Here is a 19,031-nt window from a genome sequence, read left to right as displayed (position 1 = left end):
CTCATTTGCCTAATTAAGCGGCATTATTTACCAGTTTTACCTTCTTTACGGCGTACATGTTCGCCTTCGTAACGAATACCTTTACCTTTATACGGCTCTGGTGGACGTACGGCACGAATGTTTGCAGCTAACTCGCCAACGTGTTCTTTGTTGTATCCTTTAACAATCACTTGTGTGTTTGCAGGAACTTCAATATCTACGCCTTTAGGAGCAACAAACTCTACTGGATGAGAGTACCCTACGTTAAGAACAAGCTTGTCGCCTTGTTTTTGCGCACGGTAACCAACACCGATAAGTTCTAATTTCTTTTCATAACCCTCGGAAACTCCGACAACCATGTTATTAAGAATAGCACGAGTTGTACCATGAAGTGCACGGTGGTTTTTATTATCAGACGGGCGAGAAACGTTAATTTCGTTGCCTTCGATTTTAATAGTAATTTCTGGGTTGAACTCTTTTACAAGTTCACCTTTAGGACCTTTAACTGTTGCTGTTGATCCATTAAGTGTAACTGTTACACCTGCAGGAATCACAATAGTTTTTTTACCTATACGGGACATTTATTGCACCTCCTTATGGTTTACTTTTTCTTACCAAACGTATGCTAGTACTTCTCCGCCGACTTGTTTAGCACGGGCTTCTTTGTCGGTTAAAACACCTTGGGAAGTAGACACGATTGCGATACCTAGACCGTTAAGTACTTTAGGCACCTCAGTTGATTTTGCATATACACGTAAACCTGGTTTACTGATACGTTTCAAACCAGTGATTACACGTTCGCCAGTCGCTCCATATTTTAAGAAAACACGGATTGTTCCAGCATTGTCATCTTCAATATATTCAACGTCACGGATAAAACCTTCACGCTTCAATATTTCAGCAATTTCTTTTTTGATTTTGGATGCAGGCAGTTCTAATTTATCATGTTTAACCATGTTTGCATTACGAATGCGAGTTAGAAAATCTGCAATTGGATCTGTCATCACCATGTATAATACCCTCCTTCCTTAAACTCTTTCTTACCAGCTTGCTTTTTTCACGCCGGGAATTTGACCTTTATAGGCAAGTTCACGGAAACAAATACGGCATAATTTAAATTTGCGAATAACGGAATGTGGACGACCACAACGTTCACAACGAGTATATGCTTGAACAGCGTATTTAGGTGTACGTTTTTGCTTCGCGATCATGGATTTCTTAGCCACGTTTTCGCCTCCCTACTAAATTAGTTTTGATTACTTTTGAAATGGCATCCCAAGTTGAGTTAGTAACTCATGAGATTCTTCATCACTTTTGGCAGTTGTAACGATTACTACGTCCATACCGCGTACTTTTGATACTTGATCGTAATCAATTTCAGGGAAAATAAGTTGCTCTCTAACACCCAACGTATAGTTACCACGGCCATCGAAAGCTTTTTTCGATACGCCACGGAAATCACGAACACGTGGAAGTGAAACAGTAACTAATTTATCTAAGAAATCATACATGCGTTCACCACGCAAAGTTACTTTAGCACCGATTGGCATTCCTTCACGAAGACGGAAACCAGCGATAGAATTTTTTGCTTTTGTGATTACAGGTTTTTGACCAGTGATAAGAGCTAACTCCTCAACTGCACTGTCTAAAACTTTCGCATTTGCTGTAGCGTCACCAACACCAGTGTTGATTACGATTTTATCTATTTTTGGAACCTCCATTACGGAGTCATAATTGAATTTGCTCATTAAAGCAGGAACAATTTCCTTAAGATATTGATCTTTAAGGCGATTCATGTAATATTCCCTCCTTCCTACGACTATTATTTATCTATTACTTCACCGGATTTTTTTGCTACGCGTACTTTCTTGTCGCCTTTAACTTCGTATCCTACACGAGTAGGTTCGCCTGTTTTAGGGTCAAGTAGCATTACGTTTGAAACGTGGATTGGTGCTTCAACATTCAAGATTCCGCCTTGCGGGTTGACGTTGGAAGGTTTTGTATGTTTTTTAACCATATTGATTCCTTCGATAAGTACGCGATCCTTTTTCGGAAATGCTGCGAGCACTTTGCCGGATTTGCCTTTATCTTTACCAGTAATAACTTTTACTTTATCACCTTTTTTGACATGCATTGGTATAGCACCTCCTTGATTTCTTGGAACTTATTTTTTAAAGAACTTCTGGAGCTAAAGAAACGATCTTCATAAAGTTGTTTTCACGAAGTTCGCGAGCAACAGGTCCAAAAATACGTGTTCCACGAGGACTTTTATCGTCACGGATAATGACACATGCATTTTCATCAAACTTGATGTAAGAACCGTCTTGACGACGTGCTCCACTCTTAGTACGAACGATTACTGCTTTAACAACTTCACCTTTTTTGACAACGCCGCCTGGTGTTGCTTGTTTAACGGTACACACGACAACATCGCCAATGTTAGCAGTTTTGCGTCCTGATCCACCTAGTACTTTAATAGTTAAAACTTCACGAGCACCAGAGTTATCAGCCACTTTCATACGACTTTCTTGTTGAATCATTAGGACACCCTCCTTCCAGAATAACGGGTCGGAAAAATTGCACTCGGCAACTTTTCACAATCTATTTTTAACTTTTGATTTAGATAATTACTGCTTCTTCTACAACTTCTAATAAACGGAAATGTTTAGTTGCAGACAATGGACGAGTTTCGGAAATACGAACTACATCGCCAGCTTTTGCAATGTTATTTTCATCATGCGCTTTGAATTTTTTAGAATACTTCACGCGTTTACCGTACAAACCATGTTTCTTGTACGTTTCAACAACCACGGTAATTGTTTTATCCATTTTATCGGATACAACACGACCAGTATAAACTTTACGTTGGTTACGGTCAGCCATGTATTAAAACCTCCTTACGATTCTTTTTTAAGCAAGTTCTCTTTCTCGAACGATTGTTTTCATACGGGCAATTGCTTTACGAACCTCACGAATACGTGCGGTGTTTTCTAATTGACCAGTAGCTAATTGAAAGCGCAGGTTGAAGAGCTCTTCTTTCAAAGCTTTTTCTTGATCTTGGATTTCGGTAGTGGATAAATCACGGATATCATTAGCTTTCATTTGCTTCACCACCAATTTCTTCACGTTTAACGATCTTAGTTTTGACCGGCAGTTTATGTGCTGCTAGACGTAATGCTTCACGCGCTACATCTTCAGGAACACCTGCGATTTCAAACATAATTTTGCCACGTTTGACTGGGCTTACCCAACCTTCCGGAGCACCTTTACCTTTACCCATCCGAACCCCGATTGGTTTAGAAGTGTAAGATTTATGAGGGAAAATTTTAATCCAAACTTTACCGCCACGTTTCATGTAACGAGTCATTGCGATACGAGCTGCTTCGATTTGACGGTTTGTAATCCAAGAAGCTTCAACTGCTTGAAGACCATATTCACCAAATGCAACTTCAGTTCCGCCTTTCGCGCGTCCACGCATGTTTCCGCGGAATTCACGACGGTATTTTACACGTTTAGGAACTAACATTATTATTTTCCTCCTTCCACATTGTTTTTCTTCGTAGGAAGGACTTCACCGCGGTAGATCCAGACTTTAACGCCTAGTTTACCATAAGTTGTGTCAGCTTCTTCCCATGCGTAGTCGATGTCGGCACGCAATGTATGAAGAGGTACTGTTCCTTCGCTATAGTGTTCAGCACGAGCGATATCCGCTCCGCCAAGACGACCAGATACTTGAGTTTTGATACCTTTTGCTCCAGCACGCATAGTACGTTGGATAGCTTGTTTTTGCGCACGACGGAAAGATACACGACCTTCCAATTGACGAGCGATATTTTCAGCAACCAATTTTGCGTCTAGGTCAGCACGTTTGATTTCTACGATGTTGATATGAACACGTTTTTGAGTAAGTTCGTTTAAGTTTTTGCGTAATGCTTCAACTTCAGAACCACCTTTACCGATAACCATACCAGGTTTTGCAGTATGAATAGTGATATTCACACGGTTAGCTGCACGTTCGATTTCTACACGAGAAACAGAAGCGTCAGATAGACGTTTTGCAACGTAATCACGGATGCGTAAATCTTCATGTAAGAAGTCCGCATAATCTTTTTCCGCGTACCATTTGGAGTCCCAATCACGGATGACACCGATACGCATACCTATTGGATGTACTTTTTGACCCACGAATTATCCCTCCTTCACTTCAGATACCACAACTGTAATGTGGCTAGTACGTTTGTTGATTGCACTTGCACGACCTTGTGCACGTGGACGGAAACGTTTAAGTGTTGGACCTTCGTCAACAAATGCTTCCTCTACTACAAGGTTGTTAATGTCTAAATCATAGTTATGCTCTGCGTTAGCAATAGCGGATTTTAATACTTTTTCAATAATTGGGGAAGCCGATCTTGGAGTATACTTCAAGATTGCAATTGCTTCGCCAACTTGCTTGCCTCGAATTAAATCAATGACGATTCTAGCTTTGCGAGGAGCAATACGAACCGTTTTGGCAACGGCTTTTGCGCTTGTAACTTCACTTGCCATTAGGATATCCTCCTCTCAAATTAGCGTTTAGTTTTTTTATCGTCGCCCGCATGACCGCGGTACGTACGAGTTGGTGCGAATTCGCCCAGTTTGTGTCCTACCATATCTTCTTGAACATAAACAGGAACGTGTTTACGTCCATCATATACAGCGATTGTTAGTCCAACAAAAGTTGGGAAAATCGTGGAGCGACGAGACCAAGTTTTAATTACTTGTTTCTTTTCGCTTTCTGCTGCAGCGTCCACTTTCTTCATCAAGTGGCCATCAACAAAAGGTCCTTTTTTCAAACTACGACCCATGACGGAACCTCCCTTCGCATAGTCAGGAAGCTGAGAACGCATGTCCTCGCTATCCTGCTACCAATTTTATTCAATCTATTGATCCGATTATTTTTTCTTACGACGACGTACGATAAATTTATCGGAGTTATTGTTTTTCTTACGTGTTTTGTATCCAAGAGTTGGTTTACCCCATGGAGACATTGGCGATTTACGGCCGATTGGAGCTTTACCTTCACCACCACCGTGTGGGTGATCGTTCGGGTTCATTACAGATCCACGAACAGTTGGGCGTTTACCCATCCAACGTGAACGACCTGCTTTACCGATGTTGATAAGTTCGTGTTGTTCGTTACCAACTTGACCGATTGTAGCGCGGCAAGTAGAAAGGATCATGCGAACTTCACCGGAGTTTAAGCGGATTAATACGTATTTGCCTTCTTTACCAAGTACTTGAGCACTTGTTCCAGCAGAACGTACTAATTGTCCACCTTTACCAGGTTTCATTTCGATATTGTGGATAACAGTACCCACTGGAATATCTTTTAATTCTAGTGCATTACCAACTTTAATGTCAGCTTCTGCTCCTGAATAAATTGTTTGACCTACTTCAAGGCCTTTTGCTGCGATGATGTAGCGTTTTTCTCCATCAGCATAGTTGATTAGAGCGATATTAGCGGAACGGTTTGGATCGTACTCGATCGTTGCAACGCGTCCAGGAATACCATCTTTGTTACGTTTGAAATCAATCACGCGGTATTGGCGTTTATGGCCACCGCCGTGATGACGAACAGTTAACTTACCTTGGTTATTGCGTCCGGCTTTCTTTTTAAGAGGACGTAGTAAAGATTTTTCTGGAGTACTTGTAGTAATCTCAGCGAAATCAGAACTAGTCATGTGCCGGCGCCCGTTAGTGGTAGGTTTATACTTTTTGATCGCCATTGTTTCCCCTCCTCGTTAGATTTATTTAAAGTTAGTCGAATTATACTTCAAAGAATTGAATTTCTTTGCTGTCAGCTGTAACAGTAACAATCGCTTTACGACGTTTGTTAGTGTAACCTGCATAACGGCCCATACGTTTAAGTTTGCCTTTGTAATTCATTACGTTTACTTTAGCAACTTTTACGTCGAAAATTTCTTCAATTGCGTATTTTACTTGCGTTTTAGTTGCGCGAGTATCTACTTCAAATGTATATTTCTTATCGTCGAGAATGCTTGTAGATTCTTCAGTTACAACTGGGCGCTTAATGATGTCGCGTGCATCCATTATGCGAGCACCTCCTCTACTTTTTCGACAGCTGCTTTAGTGATAATTAATTTATCATGTTTAGCAACTTCTAGTACTGAGATACTTTCAGCTGGAATAACTGTAATGCCTTGTAAGTTGCGTGCAGATAATTCTACATTTTCACTTTCACCAGCAACTACGATTAGTGCCTTAGTATCTACAGAGATATTTTTAAGAAAAGCCGCAAATTCTTTTGTTTTAGGTGCATCGAAAGTCAAACCTTCAAGTACAACTAATTTTTCTTCATTAACTTTAGAAGAAAGAATTGATTTAATCGCTAAACGACGAACTTTCTTAGGTAATTTGTAAGCATATGAACGAGGTGTTGGGCCGAATACGACACCACCGCCACGCCATTGTGGGGAACGGATTGAACCTTGACGGGCACGACCTGTACCTTTTTGACGCCATGGTTTACGTCCGCCACCACGTACTTCTGAACGATTTTTTACTTTGTGAGTCCCTTGACGTAGGGAAGCACGTTGGCTCAAAATCACGTCAACAACAACTTTTTCATTTGGTTCGATACCGAAAACAGTGTCGTTTAAAGTAATTTCGCCAGCGTTTGTTCCATCTTGTTTAAGTAAGCTTAATTTTGGCATTCGTTAGTCCTCCTTTCCAAATGAATTATTTTGCTTTAGTAGCAGTTTTAATTTGAACTAATGCTTTTTTAGCGCCTGGAACGTTACCTTTTACTAAAAGAACGTTCTTTTCAACGTCTACTTTAACGATTTCTAGGTTTTGGATAGTGATTTGTTCTCCACCCATACGACCTGGAAGTAGTTTATTTTTGAAAACACGGTTAGGTGCTACTGGACCCATTGAACCTGGGCGACGATGGTAACGGGAACCGTGGGCCATAGGGCCGCGTGATTGTCCGTGGCGTTTAATAACACCTTGGAAACCTTTACCTTTCGATACGCCTGTCGCGTCGATGATGTCACCTTCTGCGAATACGTCTACTTTTACTTCTGCACCAATCTCATACTCGTCTAAGTTTACATCGCGGAATTCGCGAATGAAGCGCTTAGGAGTAGTATTGGCTTTTGCTACATGACCTTGTTCGGGTTTGTTTGACAAAATTGCTCTCTTATCTTCGAAACCGATTTGTACAGCTTCATAGCCGTCAGTTTCAACAGTTTTCTTTTGAAGTACCACGTTTTGTGCTGCTTCGATTACTGTTACTGGAATAAGTTCGCCGTTTTCAGTGAAAACTTGTGTCATCCCTACTTTTCTACCTAAGATTCCTTTGGTCATGAGTCACACCTCCTGTTAATTTAATATATTCTTATTATAGTTTGATTTCGATGTCCACACCGCTTGGTAAGTCTAAACGCATCAAGCTATCAACTGTTTGTGGTGTTGGATTAACGATGTCGATTAAACGTTTGTGTGTACGCATTTCGAATTGCTCACGAGAATCTTTATATTTGTGGACCGCACGTAAGACTGTGTAGATTGACTTCTCTGTTGGAAGTGGAATCGGACCAGATACGGAAGCACCTGAGCGTTTCGCTGTTTCTACAATCTTTTCTGCTGATTGATCCAAAATACGGTGATCATACGCTTTTAAACGAATACGAATTTTTTGTTTTGCCATTACTTTCCCTCCTTTTCGCCTACTTTTAAAGTAGACATTCTCCGTGAAAATTACCTGAACATCCGCCATGGCAAAGCGGCCGGGTGTGTCAGCAACCTTTCACTTCATCACATGGGCATTCCCGGCAATACCGGGGTGCTCGTTGTCAAAAGGGCAGACCAATGCCTGTCCATTTGCACTTTATCTATTATACACGGGTTGGGGGCAGTAATCAACCGCTTTTCGAAAAAAGTTTTAAGTTATTTTCATAGGAGCTATTATATAGAAGATTCTCGGTTTTCTATTGCTTCGAAACTGCTGTATAGAGCCATTTAGTGATTTTTAGCAAAAAGAAAAAACATCCGTTGAAATCGAATGTTTTTAAGTAGTTCTTAATAATACGAGACCGACTGTTAAAAGTATCATTACACAGGCCGCGATTAAGTCTCCGAAATGCCAATGCAGAATTCGGAAACGGGTGCGCCCTTCGCCACCTTGATAGCCTCTTGCCTCCATCGCATCCGCTAATTCTTCCGCTCTATTAAACGAACTAACAAATAGTGGAATGAAAATAGGAACGACGACTTTCATTTGTTCAAACAGATTCCCTTCACCAAAATCCACACCACGAGCTCGCTGCGCTTTCATAATTTTGTCCGTTTCTCCCATTAGCGTGGGAATAAAGCGAAGCGCGACTGAAATCATTAGCGCAATATCATTCACAGGGACTTTAAGCACAGCAAAAGGACGAAGGATGTAAGCTATTGCATCTGTCAGGTTCATAGGCGTCGTTGTCAGCGTGATAACTGTCGACATGATAATGATTAAGACGAAGCGTAAAAATACAAACACGCCGTTTAGAAGCCCGAATGAGGAGATTGTAAATGGTCCCCAGTCAAAGTAAATCGTGCCACCACTCGCAAATAGCACTTGCATGACTACCGTAAATAAAATTAGCCAAATTAGCGGTTTGACCCCTTTTATAAACACTTTTAGCTTAATGCCGGTCATTTGGACGATCATTAGTGTAAATAAAACCATTAATGCATATGTCCACCAGTTATTCGCTAAAAATAAAATGCCGATGTAATAAAAACCAGCTAATAATTTTGTTCGTGCATCCAGACCATGAATCAAGGACTCCCCTGGAACAAAACGACCTAATATTAGTTTTTCTATCATTCAAAGAAGCCCCCTTATCTCATGTCAATTGTTGAAGCACAACGCTCACTGCCATTAGAATCGTCAATGTCGCGTTAATTAATACGAAATTACGAATACCAATGACAAATGTTTTCGATTTCACTTGCTCTTTATTGAATTTAACTAAGTTGCGATAAACCGGATAAATCGCTACAACTGATAGTAGCATGATTGGACTTAGGAAGTTGACCACAACCGAAATAATCACAGCTAAAAACGATGCATAGTATAAAGCGTTGAATAACAGAACACCCATTTTTCTACCTATATAGTACGGAAGTGTGTAACGGTGATTTCTAATATCTTCATCTAAATCGCATAGGTTATTCGCGAGCATGATGTTAGCTATCGTGAAAATACATGGTAAGGATACCACACCTATCCGAATGATTTCTATTAGATTGAACTGAATCGTCACCATTTCTCCTTGCCAAAGCAAATTCGCAATTCCTGCATCGTACGCATTAACATAGACGGCTAAGAAGAAAATTCCAAATCCCATAGTCACTCCAGAAAAAATTTCTCCTAAAGGCATACGAGAAAGTGGCACGGGGCCGAACGTATATAAAATACCGATACAAAAACATACAAAGCCAATTAAAAGAACTAATAAATCCGTACGGAAAACTAACCACACACCTAAGCCCGTCGCAATGAAGAACATTAGGAAAATGGTAATTATAACCGTGCGTACTGGGATTTGCTCTTGACCAATGACATTGCTCGTCGTGCGGTAATCGTAATCATGATTATCTGTCGCTTTACGGTAATCCATATAGTTATTGATCGCGGTTGTTGTTAAATCAAAAATCAACATCGAACCAAAAAATATCAACGTATTAACCGGTTTAAACATATCATATTGATAAACGACGAATAGCGTGCCTAACATAAACGGAAAAACACTAGCTATCTTCGTTTGGATTTCAACCAACTTCAGAAACGATGGTATTGACATATCCTCTTTTTAACCCCTTTTCTAATTTATTGTGAGCAGAATCCGCATGGGTTTCTGCTCACTTTCTTCTATAATAATAGTTTATTTTTTAACCGTATCCATTTGGAAGTCTTTGTCCGTTAATTCGAATTGACCTTTTAGCCCAGATGTTTCGTATACTTTTTTCTCTTTACTAATGAAAATTGCGTCTACGCCTTTGAATTGTTCAATGTAATCCATTCCGCCTTTAATACCTTTGGAGAATGTGGCAGTTGATAGACCGTCGCCGTCAATCGATTTTTTAGATACAATCGAAACTCCTGCAATATCATTATCAAAAGGATACCCTGTTTTCGGATCTAAAATGTGGTGATATGTTTTCCCGTCAACTTCTAGGTAACGTTCATAAATACCTGAAGTTACGATGGACATGTCGGATTCAGGAAGTTTTCCAATAACACTTCCGCGCGGGGAGAATGGATCTTGGATTCCGACATTCCATTTATTGCCATTCGGGTTGTTACCTTGAACGTAAATGTTGCCGCCTAAATCTATAATAGAGGTTGTTACTTTATTTTCTTTGAATACTTTTAATGTTTCATCGGTAATGAAGCCTTTAGCAATTGCGCCTAAATCAAGCTCCATGCCTTCTTTTTCTAAATAGACAGTTCGATCTTTGTCGTTCATTGTAACGTCTTTGTAGTTGATTAATGGTAAAACTGCGTCGATTTCGGCTTGAGAAGGTTTACGTGCATCAGAAAAACCAATGTGCCATAAGGAAGTTAATGGGCCGATAGTGATATCAAAGCTACCTCCAGAGTTCTCTGAGTATTTAAGTCCTTCTTGGATTAAATAGTAAACGTCTTCGGATACTTTGACTGGCTTTTTACCTGCTTGTTCATTGATTTTGTCGACTTCAGAAGTTTTCCCTGAATCGCTTGTGGTAATTTTGGCAGCTAGGTCTTTGATACGATCGAAGCCTTTATCAAGGACGTCTTCTTTGTCTTTGTCATAAATTTTAAGTGTTACGACCGTCCCCATCAGGAAGTCTGTTTTAGAGTATGGTTGGTCCATTAGATTTTTTGAATCGCTTGGTTCGCTTTTTGATTCTTTACTTGAGTTTCCACACGCCGATACAACGAGCGCTAATATGATAACTGAAAATATTATTTTCCATTTTTTCATGAGCTTTTTCACCTTTCTAATCCATGATCTTTACTTGAATAACTATAGCGTAAAAAAAGGAATAAATCTATAGTAAAAAGGCTTAATTCCTCTGTTTTTCGATAAAAAAATCGGCTAGCCCCGAAAATCAAGGCCAGCCGTTTTGTGCATTAATTGTGCTGATTATTCAGCTTCTACTAAGTTGTAAACTTTAATTGTATCAGTGTTGCCATTTTGTGCAGCATTTTGAAGTTGAGCTGCATAGATTTTGAATTGGTTAGAAGAATTAGTAGCACCAGAAACTGTGTCTACTGCAGCAACGTCTTGTTTTTCTACAAGAGATTTGTTAAGTGCTGGGATGTATTCTTTTGGACCAGTACCAGATTTAGCTTTCATGTTTTTCTCGTAGTCAGCGTCGTCTGATTTAAGTTTGCCGTCTTTGTCAACATAGTTGTAGTCAGATTTAGTAATTTTACCATCTTTAACGTCCATGCTGAATACTACACGGTAACCATGTGCATAATTTTGTTCTTCTAATTTATAAGTTCCATCTTCCATTTTAGCTAGGTTGTTGATGGAAATTGTAGTTGTATCAGCTTTTTGAGCTGCTTGGATTAATTGGTTAGCATAGTTGATGAATGCGTCAGAAGAATGAGTTGCTCCTGAAACTACTTGTACAGATGAAGCGGATTGACCCTTAACTAAAGAATCGCTTAATTGTTTCAAGTATTCTTGAGGACCAGTACCTACTTTATCTTTCATCATTTTTTCGTAGTCTGCATCTTCGGATTTCAATTTACCGTCTTTGTTTTTGTAATCGTAGTTAGCTTTAGTAATTTTACCATCTTTAACTTCGATTGACATGAAAGCTTTCCAGCCTTTGTCGTCAAAGTTCTTTTCTTCTAATTTGTAAGTACCATCAGTCATAGTACCATCAGTTTTAGCTGTTTTCTTTGTTTCTGTTTGTTTTGTGTCTGTGCTCTTCTTGTCTTTGCTGCTGTCGTCACTGCTACCGCAACCTACTAGTAATAAACTTGAAGCCATTACTACGGTAATACCCATTGCTACTTTTTTCAATTTCATGTTTTGCTCCCACCTTTTGTTTTATTGATTAACTTTGTTTGTGATTTCGTGAACACAAACCGATAGTCTGCGAAAGCGATATCACTTTTACAATACAAATGATACCATCAGCGTCCGATTTTGTCTACTGTAATTCTAAAGACATAATTCATCTAATTTTCAAAATAATGACTATTGATGTATAAAAGATGGCTTAAACCAACCTTTTTGCGCAAAATAGCAAACAAAAATGTCTAACAACCTACATGAAACAAGGACTTTATGCCTGTTTAATTATGTAACATTTGCACAAAGTCCTATTTTTAAATTTTAGATTAGAATTGTTCTTTACTATCTAGACATTTGTGGGAGGTTTCTGTTAAACTATGATAGGTTATAATAATACTGTGGGGAATTTTGGACTCATTTTATTTTTGTGAATAAACTTACAAGGAGTTGAGGAAGCATATGCCTGAAAAGAATATCGTTTTAATTGGGGCAGGATATGCAGGTGTACACGCTGCTAAGAAATTAGCTAAGAAATACAAGAAAGACAAAGACGTTAATATTACATTAATCGATCGTCATTCGTATCATACAATGATGACTGAACTACATGAGGTTGCTGGTGGTCGTGTTGAACCAACTGCAATTCAATATGATTTACGTCGTTTGTTTAATAGAACAAAAGTTAATCTTGTAACTGATAACGTGACACATGTAGATCATGATAAAAAAGTTGTAACAACAGAGCACGGAAGTTATCCGTTTGATTACCTAGTATTAGGTATGGGCGGCGAACCTAATGATTTCGGGACTCCTGGTGTTGGCGAAAATGGCTTTACACTTTGGTCTTGGGAAGATTCTGTTAAGTTACGCAATCATATTGAAGAAACTGTAACGAAAGCATCCCGCGAACAAGACGTTGAAAAACGTAAAGCAATGTTAACATTCGTTGTTTGTGGATCTGGATTTACTGGTATCGAAATGGTTGGGGAACTTTTAGAATGGAAAGATCGTCTTGCTAAAGATAACAAAATTGACGCATCTGAAATTAAATTAGTTGTAGTAGAAGCTGCTCCAACAATTCTAAACATGCTTGAAAGAAGAGACGCTGACAAAGCAGAACGTTACATGGTTAAAAAAGGTATTGAAATCATGAAAAACGCTGCTATCGTTGAAGTTAAACCTGAAAGCATCGTACTTAAATCTGGCGAAGAGCTTCCAACAAGTACATTAATTTGGACTGCTGGTGTTCGCGCTAACTCTGATACAAAAGATTACGGCATGGAATCTGCTCGTGCAGGCCGTTTGAAAGTAAACCAATATATGGAAGCAGATGGTCTTAAAGACGTTTATGTCGTTGGTGACCTTGCTTACTTTGAAGATGAAGAAGGCAAACCAACACCGCAAATCGTTGAAGGTGCTGAACAAACTGCATTAACTGCAGCGAAAAGCATCATCGTTGAAATGAGCGGTACTGGCGAAAAAGAACCATTCCAAGGTAAATACCATGGTGTAATGGTTTCTATCGGAGCTAAATATGGTGTTGCTCATCTTGGTAACATGCATCTTTCTGGTTGGTTCGCTATTTTAATGAAACATATGGTTAACTTGTATTACTTCTTCGGTATCCGTAGTGGTTACTACATGTGGCAATATGTTATGCATGAATTCTTCCACATTAAAGATCACCGTAATATCTTCCGTGGTTGGACTTCTCGTTACGGTAACGTACTTTGGGTTCTTCCTTTACGTGTATATCTAGGTTGGTTCTGGATTGACGAAGCTCTTTCTAAAATCTACGGTGAAACTACATGGGATAAAGTAAGTATTACAAACTTAAAACCTTTATTTAACGGTATCGGTTCTGACTCTTGGTTAACTGCAACAAGCTCTAAAATGCCATTCGAATGGTTACAAACTGCTGCTACATCTGGTGCTAGTCAAGCTGCCGGTGATGCTGCTGGGGCTGCTGCAACAAACGTAACTACTCCAATTCTTAGCCATATGCCTGGTTGGTTTGAATGGATTATGAAACTTCTAATGCCAAACCTTGACGTTGCACTAGTAATGCAAAAAGTTGTACCTTTTGTTGAACTTGCAATCGGTCTTGCTATGGTAGTTGGTCTATTCACTTGGCTTGTAAGTATCGGAAGTGCTGGATTCCTAGTAATGTTTACACTAAGCGCTATGCTTGGTTGGGACAAATTCTGGGCGTTACCAGCTTCTATCGCACTTCTAAATGGCGCTGGACGCACATTTGGTCTTGATTATTGGGCTGTTCCATGGTTCCAAAAACATCTTGGTCACTGGTGGTACGGTAAGCCAAGGTCCGTTTACAGAGACAAGTAAATTAACTAGTTAAAATTTCAAATAAAAACTCGGGAGTGCATCCAAAAGCCAGTTTTGGCATAGGAGGTGCTTCCGTTTTTATTATTTGGTTATTTCTTGAACTTTTTCCTATTATATTTAGGCATTATCCTTTAAAATAGGATTTGTACATGACATTTTGAAAGGAGGCAATACGGTGAAGAAGTATCTTTCTATGGTGAAGCGTTGGGATATTATTATTATTTTATCTCTTTGTATACTCTCCTTTTTACCGATTGCTATTTTTTCATATGTAAAAGCGAATGAACCGGCTCCTGCTAGTGGCAAAAAAGAGCTTGTTGCGGTTATTTCTGTTGATAGTAAAGAATATAAGACCGTTACGCTCACTGGACACAAAGGAACGGAAAGCTTTGATGTGAAACAACCGGATGGACATACTAACACGATTGAGGTTTCAGGGGAAGAAATCCGAATTAGTAAAGCGAACTGTAACGATCAGGTGTGTGTTCGGACTGGGGCAATTGATAAACAAGGAGATACGGTCGTTTGTCTTCCACATAAGTTAGTAATTGAAGTAAAAGCGAGTGACGGGAGTTCAGGCGATTCAGATGATCCGATTATCTCTTCCTGACCTTATCCTCTAATAGATAGGAAAGTGTTTCTATGACAAAAAACAGACGATTAGTATATATAGCGCTTTTGGCTGCACAAGCTGTTGTCATTAGTTTACTTGAACGGGCGATTCCGTTTCCATTTGCATTTGCGCCTGGAGCGAAACTTGGCCTTGCTAATATTATTACGTGTATTTCGCTTTATACGTTATCGGCAAAAGATACATTTATGATAATCTGCATTCGATTAGTATTATCCACTTTGCTTGGTGGAACAATTTCGACCTTTATGTATAGTGCGGCGGGAGCAATCTTGAGTTTTCTTGGGATGTGGCTCGTACAGCAACTTGGGCCGAAACGTGTGAGCATCATTGGCGTGAGTGTTACGGGCGGGATTTTACATAACGTCGGGCAACTCGTTATTGCCAGCTGGATTGCGGGTACTTGGTCGGTTATGCTTTATTTGCCAGTATTATCTTTTATCGGTATTCTTTCCGGAATTGCGGTTGGGATTGCGGCAAACTACTTATTAAAAAACGTCCAAACTTTGCGGATGTTCGCTGATGCTAAACAAAATCAAGCAGCACAAAAATAACTTTTAAAAAAGGAGTTCAATATGCAACTTCATGCTATGTGGGATGAGTATCCTGCACTTTCCAAAGATTTACAAGAAGTCTTACAAACAATTGAAAAAAACATTCAAATCCGCGATAAACACGTTGAGCAAAACGTGAAAGATTTGATTCACGCTGGTGGAAAATTATTACGCCCTGCTTTTGCACTTCTTTCTGCTCAAGCTGGACCTGATTTCGATAAAGAACGCGCTGTTTCAATTGCCGCTGCGCTTGAAGTGCTTCATATGGCGACGTTGATTCATGATGATGTCGTTGATGATTCCCCGTTACGCCGTGGTATTCCGACAATTCATTCCAAATATGGTCGGAATTATGCCGTTTATACTGGCGATTATTTATTCTGTATCTGTTTCAAAATTTTATCTGCGCATGCTTCTTCTGTTGAGAATATCGAATTTAATAGTAAAAATATCGAAAAAATCTTAATGGGCGAACTTGACCAAATGCGCACTAGCTACAAAATGAACGTTACTGTCCGCGAATATTTAACTCGTATTTCTGGCAAAACAGCTCAACTTTTTGCGCTTAGTTGTTATTCTGGCGCAAGTGGGAGTAAAGCGTCTCGCCTAACTGTGGCGAAATGCTATAATATCGGGCATTATCTTGGCATGGCTTTCCAAATTATTGATGATGTGCTTGATTATACGAGTACCGATGAAGGTCTTGGCAAACCAGTTTTAAATGATATGAAACAAGGGATTTATTCTCTACCACTTATTTATGCAATGAAAGGTCATTTGGCTGAATTCGAGCCGCTTCTTTCGCAAAAACTAGATATGACTGATGATGCTTCCGAACAAGTTTTAGCACTTATTTCTAAATATAATGGTGTCGAACAGGCGTTTAAACTTGCTAATAAATATACGAATAAAGCTCTTCGTGAAATTAAAAAACTACCAGCTGGCGCGTATCGTGATGATATGTACCGCTTGACGAAAAGTATTTTAGATAGAGATATCTAAACCATTTAGAACATTGCTCCTTCCCTTTTTGAGTTTTGTTCTAAATTTTATGGTTCATTGTGAAAATACAAACATGAAAGCGTGATTAACGTGATTCGATTTTTAAAAATAGCTACACCTATCCTTTTATCTCTTTCTTTAGTTGCCTGTGGTTCTGCAAGTGGAACAACGGAGAAAGTTACTGCGCCAATCGAAAAAGATCGCAATTTATCGATGGTAGTAACAACCGACGTCCATTATTTTGCGCCGTCTTTAACGGACAAAGGAAAGGCTTTTGAAAAATATGTCGCTGCTGGCGATGGCAAACAACTGGCTTATAGCAACGAAATAACGGATGCTTTTTTAGCGGATGTTGAAGCGAAAAAGACCGATGTGCTTATTATTAGCGGTGATTTGACGAACAACGGTGAAAAAACAAGCCACGAGGAATTAGCAAAAAAACTCACTCAAGTAGAAAAAAATGGCACGCAAGTTTTTGTAGTTCCTGGTAATCATGACATTAACAACCCGTGGGCGCGCAAGTTTGAAAAAGATAAGCAACTGCCAACTGACACGATTTCGCCTACAGATTTCAGTAAAATTTATGGGAAGTTTGGTTATGAAGATGCTATTTCGCGGGATGATTTTTCGCTGAGTTATTTAGCGGCTCCCTCGTCCAAAGTCTGGCTCCTAATGTTAGATACTGCTATTTACAAAACAAATATGCAGCAAGGAAATCCCACAACAGAAGGCGGATTAACAGCTGGGACATTAGATTGGATAAAAGAAAGCAGTGCGCTTGCGAAGAAAAACGGGGCTAAACTTATCCCTGTACTGCACCATAATTTAACTGACCATAATGACGTCATTCAAAAGGGTTATACGATTAATTATAATCAACAAGTCATTGATGCTCTTACAGCTGGATCAATGGATTTCTCCCTAAGCGGCCATATCCACACGCAAAATATTCGTTCCGCGAAGAGTACAGATGGCAAAGAAATCACGGATATCGTCACCAATGCACTTTCTGTTTTCCCACATAAGTACGGTACAATCACTTATAGTGCCAAAAATAAAAACTTCACTTATCAGTCCCAAAAATTAGATGTCGAAGCTTGGGCGAAAGCAAAGGGATCTACGGATGAAAACTTGCTGAATTTCGACCAATTTGATTACGATACTTTTTACAATAGTGGTTATGATAAAGCGATTATGGACTTGATGACGAATGAGTCTTATGATAAATACAGCCAAGCAGATAAGGAAAAAATGGCAGATACGATGGGATTAAATAACATGTATTTCTTCGCTGGTACTGCACCGCCAAAATCTGCTGGAATGGAATTATGGGATTCCGCACCAAATTCATTTTTGAAAGATTATGTTTTAAGTTCTTCCAATCCACCTAAGAAAAGTAATGACTATTATGTTAGTCCTTAAATAGAAAAAACTGGTAGCCCGCGCGTGGCTACCAGTTTTTTTGTGTTAATTAGATGCGGCCGCCGCACTCGCCGCCGCTGCGGCACCTGCTGCCGCGGCTTGTTCCATCGCAATTAAAATGTGCACATTGACCATTAATCCTTCTAATTGTTCTTTGCTCATTTGTCCTGATTGTTTTTCGGTGTAGAGGCTTATCGCAAGAGCTGCAACAAATTCACGACCAAATCGCAAGCCCGGTTGTTGCTCTAATTCGTCAATTAACTTAACTAGCCCGGAGTCGATTTTGCGACCGTCCATGACAAACGCTAAAATCCCGATGCTTGAATAATGTAACGGTTTTATTTTTACTCCTTTTTGGCGTAGTTCTTCCACGACATTATCTACGCGCCGAATGAATTTGCTGTCTTTTTCACCATATAAAAGCGTTCCTGTTGTTGCTAAAAATTGCAAGCTATCATTTTTCCGAAAGCCTTTCGCAGCGAATTCTTGAAAATAGTATTCGGTTATTTCAGCCAATTTCCCAGTATTTTCTTCAGGTAGATTAGCTAGGAAAACAGCGGTTGTTACATCTTCACTTTTAGTTAAAAATGGGTGTGCTTTTTTGAAAAGTTGGTGGATGGTTTTGGCTTTTTGAGCGGTCATTGTCTGGTTTTCAGCTTGTAGTAATAAATATGCCGCAAAATAAGTATATTCTGTGCGTTGGAAACCAGCTTCAATTAACGTTTTATAATTGGCGATCACTTGACGGACGCTTTCTGAGTTGGCATTATTATTAGCCATCAAAAGCCCAACAAGCGATGCGCGCACGTTGCCATTAAGCGCAGTAAACATACCTAGTTGTTGCTTAAATTCTTTGTTTAGTGTATGAAATTGTTCCGGATCAACTACTTCATTATTTCCCGCAAAAAGACGAGCAATCAGAAAGCGAATTCGTTTATCAATAAAACTCACACCACTTGTTTTTACTAACTCGTAATTCTTCATTAATAATTTCGTTGCTTGTTCGCTATCAAATACATATGCTGAATCCAT

General features: G+C 39.4%; 27 protein-coding genes. 5 read left to right on the top strand and 22 right to left on the bottom strand.

What is annotated here, in order from left to right:
• Positions 1-23: 23 nt before the first annotated feature.
• From rplF to pplA, 21 genes are all read right to left on the bottom strand, one after another.
• Positions 24-560: a 50S ribosomal protein L6 gene (rplF, locus tag HCJ55_RS09965; RefSeq protein ID WP_008948847.1), complete on the bottom strand. Its 537-nt coding sequence runs from the start codon at positions 558-560 to the stop codon at positions 24-26.
• 30 nt (positions 561-590) lie between these two features.
• Positions 591-989, bottom strand: a complete 399-nt coding sequence (gene rpsH / locus HCJ55_RS09960; protein ID WP_003720937.1) for a 30S ribosomal protein S8 — start codon at positions 987-989, stop codon at positions 591-593.
• 30 nt (positions 990-1,019) lie between these two features.
• On the bottom strand, positions 1,020-1,205 hold the full coding sequence (locus tag HCJ55_RS09955; protein WP_003723684.1) for a type Z 30S ribosomal protein S14: 186 nt from the start codon (positions 1,203-1,205) through the stop codon (positions 1,020-1,022).
• A gap of 30 nt (positions 1,206-1,235) precedes the next feature.
• Positions 1,236-1,775 (bottom strand): 50S ribosomal protein L5, encoded by a 540-nt coding sequence (rplE, locus tag HCJ55_RS09950; RefSeq protein WP_003720938.1) that lies wholly within the window; start codon positions 1,773-1,775, stop codon positions 1,236-1,238.
• Between the two features lie 26 nt (positions 1,776-1,801).
• The gene (rplX, locus tag HCJ55_RS09945) at positions 1,802-2,113 is read right to left on the bottom strand and encodes a 50S ribosomal protein L24 (protein ID WP_003723685.1); all 312 of its coding nucleotides are present in this window, start codon (positions 2,111-2,113) and stop codon (positions 1,802-1,804) included.
• Positions 2,114-2,150: 37 nt separating this feature from the next.
• A complete protein-coding gene (gene rplN, locus HCJ55_RS09940; RefSeq protein ID WP_003723686.1) occupies positions 2,151-2,519 on the bottom strand; it encodes a 50S ribosomal protein L14 in 369 nt (122 codons plus the stop codon).
• A gap of 79 nt (positions 2,520-2,598) precedes the next feature.
• Positions 2,599-2,862 carry a 30S ribosomal protein S17 gene (gene rpsQ, locus HCJ55_RS09935; protein ID WP_008948849.1) on the bottom strand — a complete coding sequence of 88 codons (264 nt, stop codon included), beginning with the start codon at positions 2,860-2,862 and terminating at the stop codon, positions 2,599-2,601.
• A gap of 27 nt (positions 2,863-2,889) precedes the next feature.
• Complete coding sequence (gene rpmC / locus HCJ55_RS09930; RefSeq protein ID WP_003720942.1) at positions 2,890-3,081, bottom strand: 50S ribosomal protein L29; 192 nt, start codon at positions 3,079-3,081, stop codon at positions 2,890-2,892.
• Positions 3,071-3,505: a 50S ribosomal protein L16 gene (gene rplP / locus HCJ55_RS09925; RefSeq protein WP_003720943.1), complete on the bottom strand. Its 435-nt coding sequence runs from the start codon at positions 3,503-3,505 to the stop codon at positions 3,071-3,073. Before rplP ends, rpmC begins: the two co-directional genes overlap by 11 nt.
• A gap of 2 nt (positions 3,506-3,507) precedes the next feature.
• A complete protein-coding gene (gene rpsC, locus HCJ55_RS09920; RefSeq protein WP_003720944.1) occupies positions 3,508-4,164 on the bottom strand; it encodes a 30S ribosomal protein S3 in 657 nt (218 codons plus the stop codon).
• Between the two features lie 3 nt (positions 4,165-4,167).
• The gene (rplV, locus tag HCJ55_RS09915) at positions 4,168-4,524 is read right to left on the bottom strand and encodes a 50S ribosomal protein L22 (protein WP_003727697.1); all 357 of its coding nucleotides are present in this window, start codon (positions 4,522-4,524) and stop codon (positions 4,168-4,170) included.
• Between the two features lie 20 nt (positions 4,525-4,544).
• Positions 4,545-4,823: a 30S ribosomal protein S19 gene (gene rpsS, locus HCJ55_RS09910; RefSeq protein ID WP_185391934.1), complete on the bottom strand. Its 279-nt coding sequence runs from the start codon at positions 4,821-4,823 to the stop codon at positions 4,545-4,547.
• 87 nt (positions 4,824-4,910) lie between these two features.
• Entirely contained in the window at positions 4,911-5,744 is an 834-nt protein-coding gene (gene rplB, locus HCJ55_RS09905; protein ID WP_185502933.1) for a 50S ribosomal protein L2, read from the bottom strand.
• 40 nt (positions 5,745-5,784) lie between these two features.
• Positions 5,785-6,069, bottom strand: a complete 285-nt coding sequence (gene rplW, locus HCJ55_RS09900; RefSeq protein WP_003728540.1) for a 50S ribosomal protein L23 — start codon at positions 6,067-6,069, stop codon at positions 5,785-5,787.
• The gene (gene rplD, locus HCJ55_RS09895; RefSeq protein WP_003727695.1) at positions 6,069-6,692 is read right to left on the bottom strand and encodes a 50S ribosomal protein L4; all 624 of its coding nucleotides are present in this window, start codon (positions 6,690-6,692) and stop codon (positions 6,069-6,071) included. Before rplD ends, rplW begins: the two co-directional genes overlap by 1 nt.
• Positions 6,693-6,717: 25 nt before the next feature.
• The gene (gene rplC / locus HCJ55_RS09890; RefSeq protein ID WP_003726733.1) at positions 6,718-7,347 is read right to left on the bottom strand and encodes a 50S ribosomal protein L3; all 630 of its coding nucleotides are present in this window, start codon (positions 7,345-7,347) and stop codon (positions 6,718-6,720) included.
• 34 nt (positions 7,348-7,381) lie between these two features.
• Positions 7,382-7,690, bottom strand: coding sequence for a 30S ribosomal protein S10 (gene rpsJ, locus HCJ55_RS09885; RefSeq protein WP_003720954.1), 309 nt, complete (start codon positions 7,688-7,690; stop codon positions 7,382-7,384).
• 360 nt (positions 7,691-8,050) lie between these two features.
• The gene (gene fmnA / locus HCJ55_RS09880) at positions 8,051-8,851 is read right to left on the bottom strand and encodes an FAD export ECF transporter transmembrane subunit FmnA (RefSeq protein ID WP_008948855.1); all 801 of its coding nucleotides are present in this window, start codon (positions 8,849-8,851) and stop codon (positions 8,051-8,053) included.
• 19 nt (positions 8,852-8,870) lie between these two features.
• Complete coding sequence (menA, locus tag HCJ55_RS09875) at positions 8,871-9,830, bottom strand: 1,4-dihydroxy-2-naphthoate polyprenyltransferase (protein ID WP_008948856.1); 960 nt, start codon at positions 9,828-9,830, stop codon at positions 8,871-8,873.
• An 81-nt stretch (positions 9,831-9,911) separates the two neighbouring features.
• Positions 9,912-10,994, bottom strand: coding sequence for an FAD:protein FMN transferase (locus HCJ55_RS09870; protein WP_185517983.1), 1,083 nt, complete (start codon positions 10,992-10,994; stop codon positions 9,912-9,914).
• A 162-nt stretch (positions 10,995-11,156) separates the two neighbouring features.
• Positions 11,157-12,056 carry an extracellular electron transfer flavoprotein PplA gene (gene pplA / locus HCJ55_RS09865; protein WP_185502930.1) on the bottom strand — a complete coding sequence of 300 codons (900 nt, stop codon included), beginning with the start codon at positions 12,054-12,056 and terminating at the stop codon, positions 11,157-11,159.
• Between the two features lie 447 nt (positions 12,057-12,503).
• Here pplA and HCJ55_RS09860 point away from each other — a divergent pair, with 447 nt between their 5' ends.
• The 5 genes from HCJ55_RS09860 (at position 12,504) to HCJ55_RS09840 (ending at position 17,999) form a co-directional block, all read left to right on the top strand.
• Positions 12,504-14,390, top strand: a complete 1,887-nt coding sequence (locus tag HCJ55_RS09860) for an FAD-dependent oxidoreductase (protein ID WP_008948859.1) — start codon at positions 12,504-12,506, stop codon at positions 14,388-14,390.
• 175 nt (positions 14,391-14,565) lie between these two features.
• On the top strand, positions 14,566-15,000 hold the full coding sequence (gene eetA / locus HCJ55_RS09855; protein ID WP_008948860.1) for a flavin-based extracellular electron transfer system protein EetA: 435 nt from the start codon (positions 14,566-14,568) through the stop codon (positions 14,998-15,000).
• Between the two features lie 32 nt (positions 15,001-15,032).
• Positions 15,033-15,575: a flavinylation system FAD exporter subunit EetB gene (gene eetB / locus HCJ55_RS09850; protein WP_008948861.1), complete on the top strand. Its 543-nt coding sequence runs from the start codon at positions 15,033-15,035 to the stop codon at positions 15,573-15,575.
• Between the two features lie 21 nt (positions 15,576-15,596).
• On the top strand, positions 15,597-16,577 hold the full coding sequence (locus HCJ55_RS09845; protein ID WP_185502929.1) for a polyprenyl synthetase family protein: 981 nt from the start codon (positions 15,597-15,599) through the stop codon (positions 16,575-16,577).
• Between the two features lie 90 nt (positions 16,578-16,667).
• On the top strand, positions 16,668-17,999 hold the full coding sequence (locus HCJ55_RS09840; RefSeq protein ID WP_185502928.1) for a cyclic nucleotide phosphodiesterase: 1,332 nt from the start codon (positions 16,668-16,670) through the stop codon (positions 17,997-17,999).
• Between the two features lie 45 nt (positions 18,000-18,044).
• Here HCJ55_RS09840 and HCJ55_RS09835 read toward each other — a convergent pair whose 3' ends face one another.
• Positions 18,045-19,031, bottom strand: a complete 987-nt coding sequence (locus HCJ55_RS09835; protein WP_185517981.1) for a DUF4003 family protein — start codon at positions 19,029-19,031, stop codon at positions 18,045-18,047.

The organism is Listeria marthii, from assembly GCF_014227425.1.
Taxonomy (GTDB): domain Bacteria; phylum Bacillota; class Bacilli; order Lactobacillales; family Listeriaceae; genus Listeria; species Listeria marthii.
This window is presented reverse-complemented; position numbering and strand designations above follow the sequence as displayed.

Coding starts and splice junctions, on each gene's coding strand:
- rplF (WP_008948847.1), bottom strand. CDS start 560: ATGTCCCGTATAGGTAAAAAAACTATTGTGATTCCTGCAGGTGTAACA.
- rpsH (WP_003720937.1), bottom strand. CDS start 989: ATGGTGATGACAGATCCAATTGCAGATTTTCTAACTCGCATTCGTAAT.
- rplE (WP_003720938.1), bottom strand. CDS start 1,775: ATGAATCGCCTTAAAGATCAATATCTTAAGGAAATTGTTCCTGCTTTA.
- rplX (WP_003723685.1), bottom strand. CDS start 2,113: ATGCATGTCAAAAAAGGTGATAAAGTAAAAGTTATTACTGGTAAAGAT.
- rplN (WP_003723686.1), bottom strand. CDS start 2,519: ATGATTCAACAAGAAAGTCGTATGAAAGTGGCTGATAACTCTGGTGCT.
- rpsQ (WP_008948849.1), bottom strand. CDS start 2,862: ATGGCTGACCGTAACCAACGTAAAGTTTATACTGGTCGTGTTGTATCC.
- rpmC (WP_003720942.1), bottom strand. CDS start 3,081: ATGAAAGCTAATGATATCCGTGATTTATCCACTACCGAAATCCAAGAT.
- rplP (WP_003720943.1), bottom strand. CDS start 3,505: ATGTTAGTTCCTAAACGTGTAAAATACCGTCGTGAATTCCGCGGAAAC.
- rplV (WP_003727697.1), bottom strand. CDS start 4,524: ATGGCAAGTGAAGTTACAAGCGCAAAAGCCGTTGCCAAAACGGTTCGT.
- rpsS (WP_185391934.1), bottom strand. CDS start 4,823: ATGGGTCGTAGTTTGAAAAAAGGACCTTTTGTTGATGGCCACTTGATG.
- rplB (WP_185502933.1), bottom strand. CDS start 5,744: ATGGCGATCAAAAAGTATAAACCTACCACTAACGGGCGCCGGCACATG.
- rplW (WP_003728540.1), bottom strand. CDS start 6,069: ATGGATGCACGCGACATCATTAAGCGCCCAGTTGTAACTGAAGAATCT.
- rplD (WP_003727695.1), bottom strand. CDS start 6,692: ATGCCAAAATTAAGCTTACTTAAACAAGATGGAACAAACGCTGGCGAA.
- rplC (WP_003726733.1), bottom strand. CDS start 7,347: ATGACCAAAGGAATCTTAGGTAGAAAAGTAGGGATGACACAAGTTTTC.
- rpsJ (WP_003720954.1), bottom strand. CDS start 7,690: ATGGCAAAACAAAAAATTCGTATTCGTTTAAAAGCGTATGATCACCGT.
- fmnA (WP_008948855.1), bottom strand. CDS start 8,851: ATGATAGAAAAACTAATATTAGGTCGTTTTGTTCCAGGGGAGTCCTTG.
- menA (WP_008948856.1), bottom strand. CDS start 9,830: ATGTCAATACCATCGTTTCTGAAGTTGGTTGAAATCCAAACGAAGATA.
- HCJ55_RS09870 (WP_185517983.1), bottom strand. CDS start 10,994: ATGAAAAAATGGAAAATAATATTTTCAGTTATCATATTAGCGCTCGTT.
- pplA (WP_185502930.1), bottom strand. CDS start 12,056: ATGAAATTGAAAAAAGTAGCAATGGGTATTACCGTAGTAATGGCTTCA.
- HCJ55_RS09860 (WP_008948859.1), top strand. CDS start 12,504: ATGCCTGAAAAGAATATCGTTTTAATTGGGGCAGGATATGCAGGTGTA.
- eetB (WP_008948861.1), top strand. CDS start 15,033: ATGACAAAAAACAGACGATTAGTATATATAGCGCTTTTGGCTGCACAA.
- HCJ55_RS09845 (WP_185502929.1), top strand. CDS start 15,597: ATGCAACTTCATGCTATGTGGGATGAGTATCCTGCACTTTCCAAAGAT.
- HCJ55_RS09835 (WP_185517981.1), bottom strand. CDS start 19,031: ATGGATTCAGCATATGTATTTGATAGCGAACAAGCAACGAAATTATTA.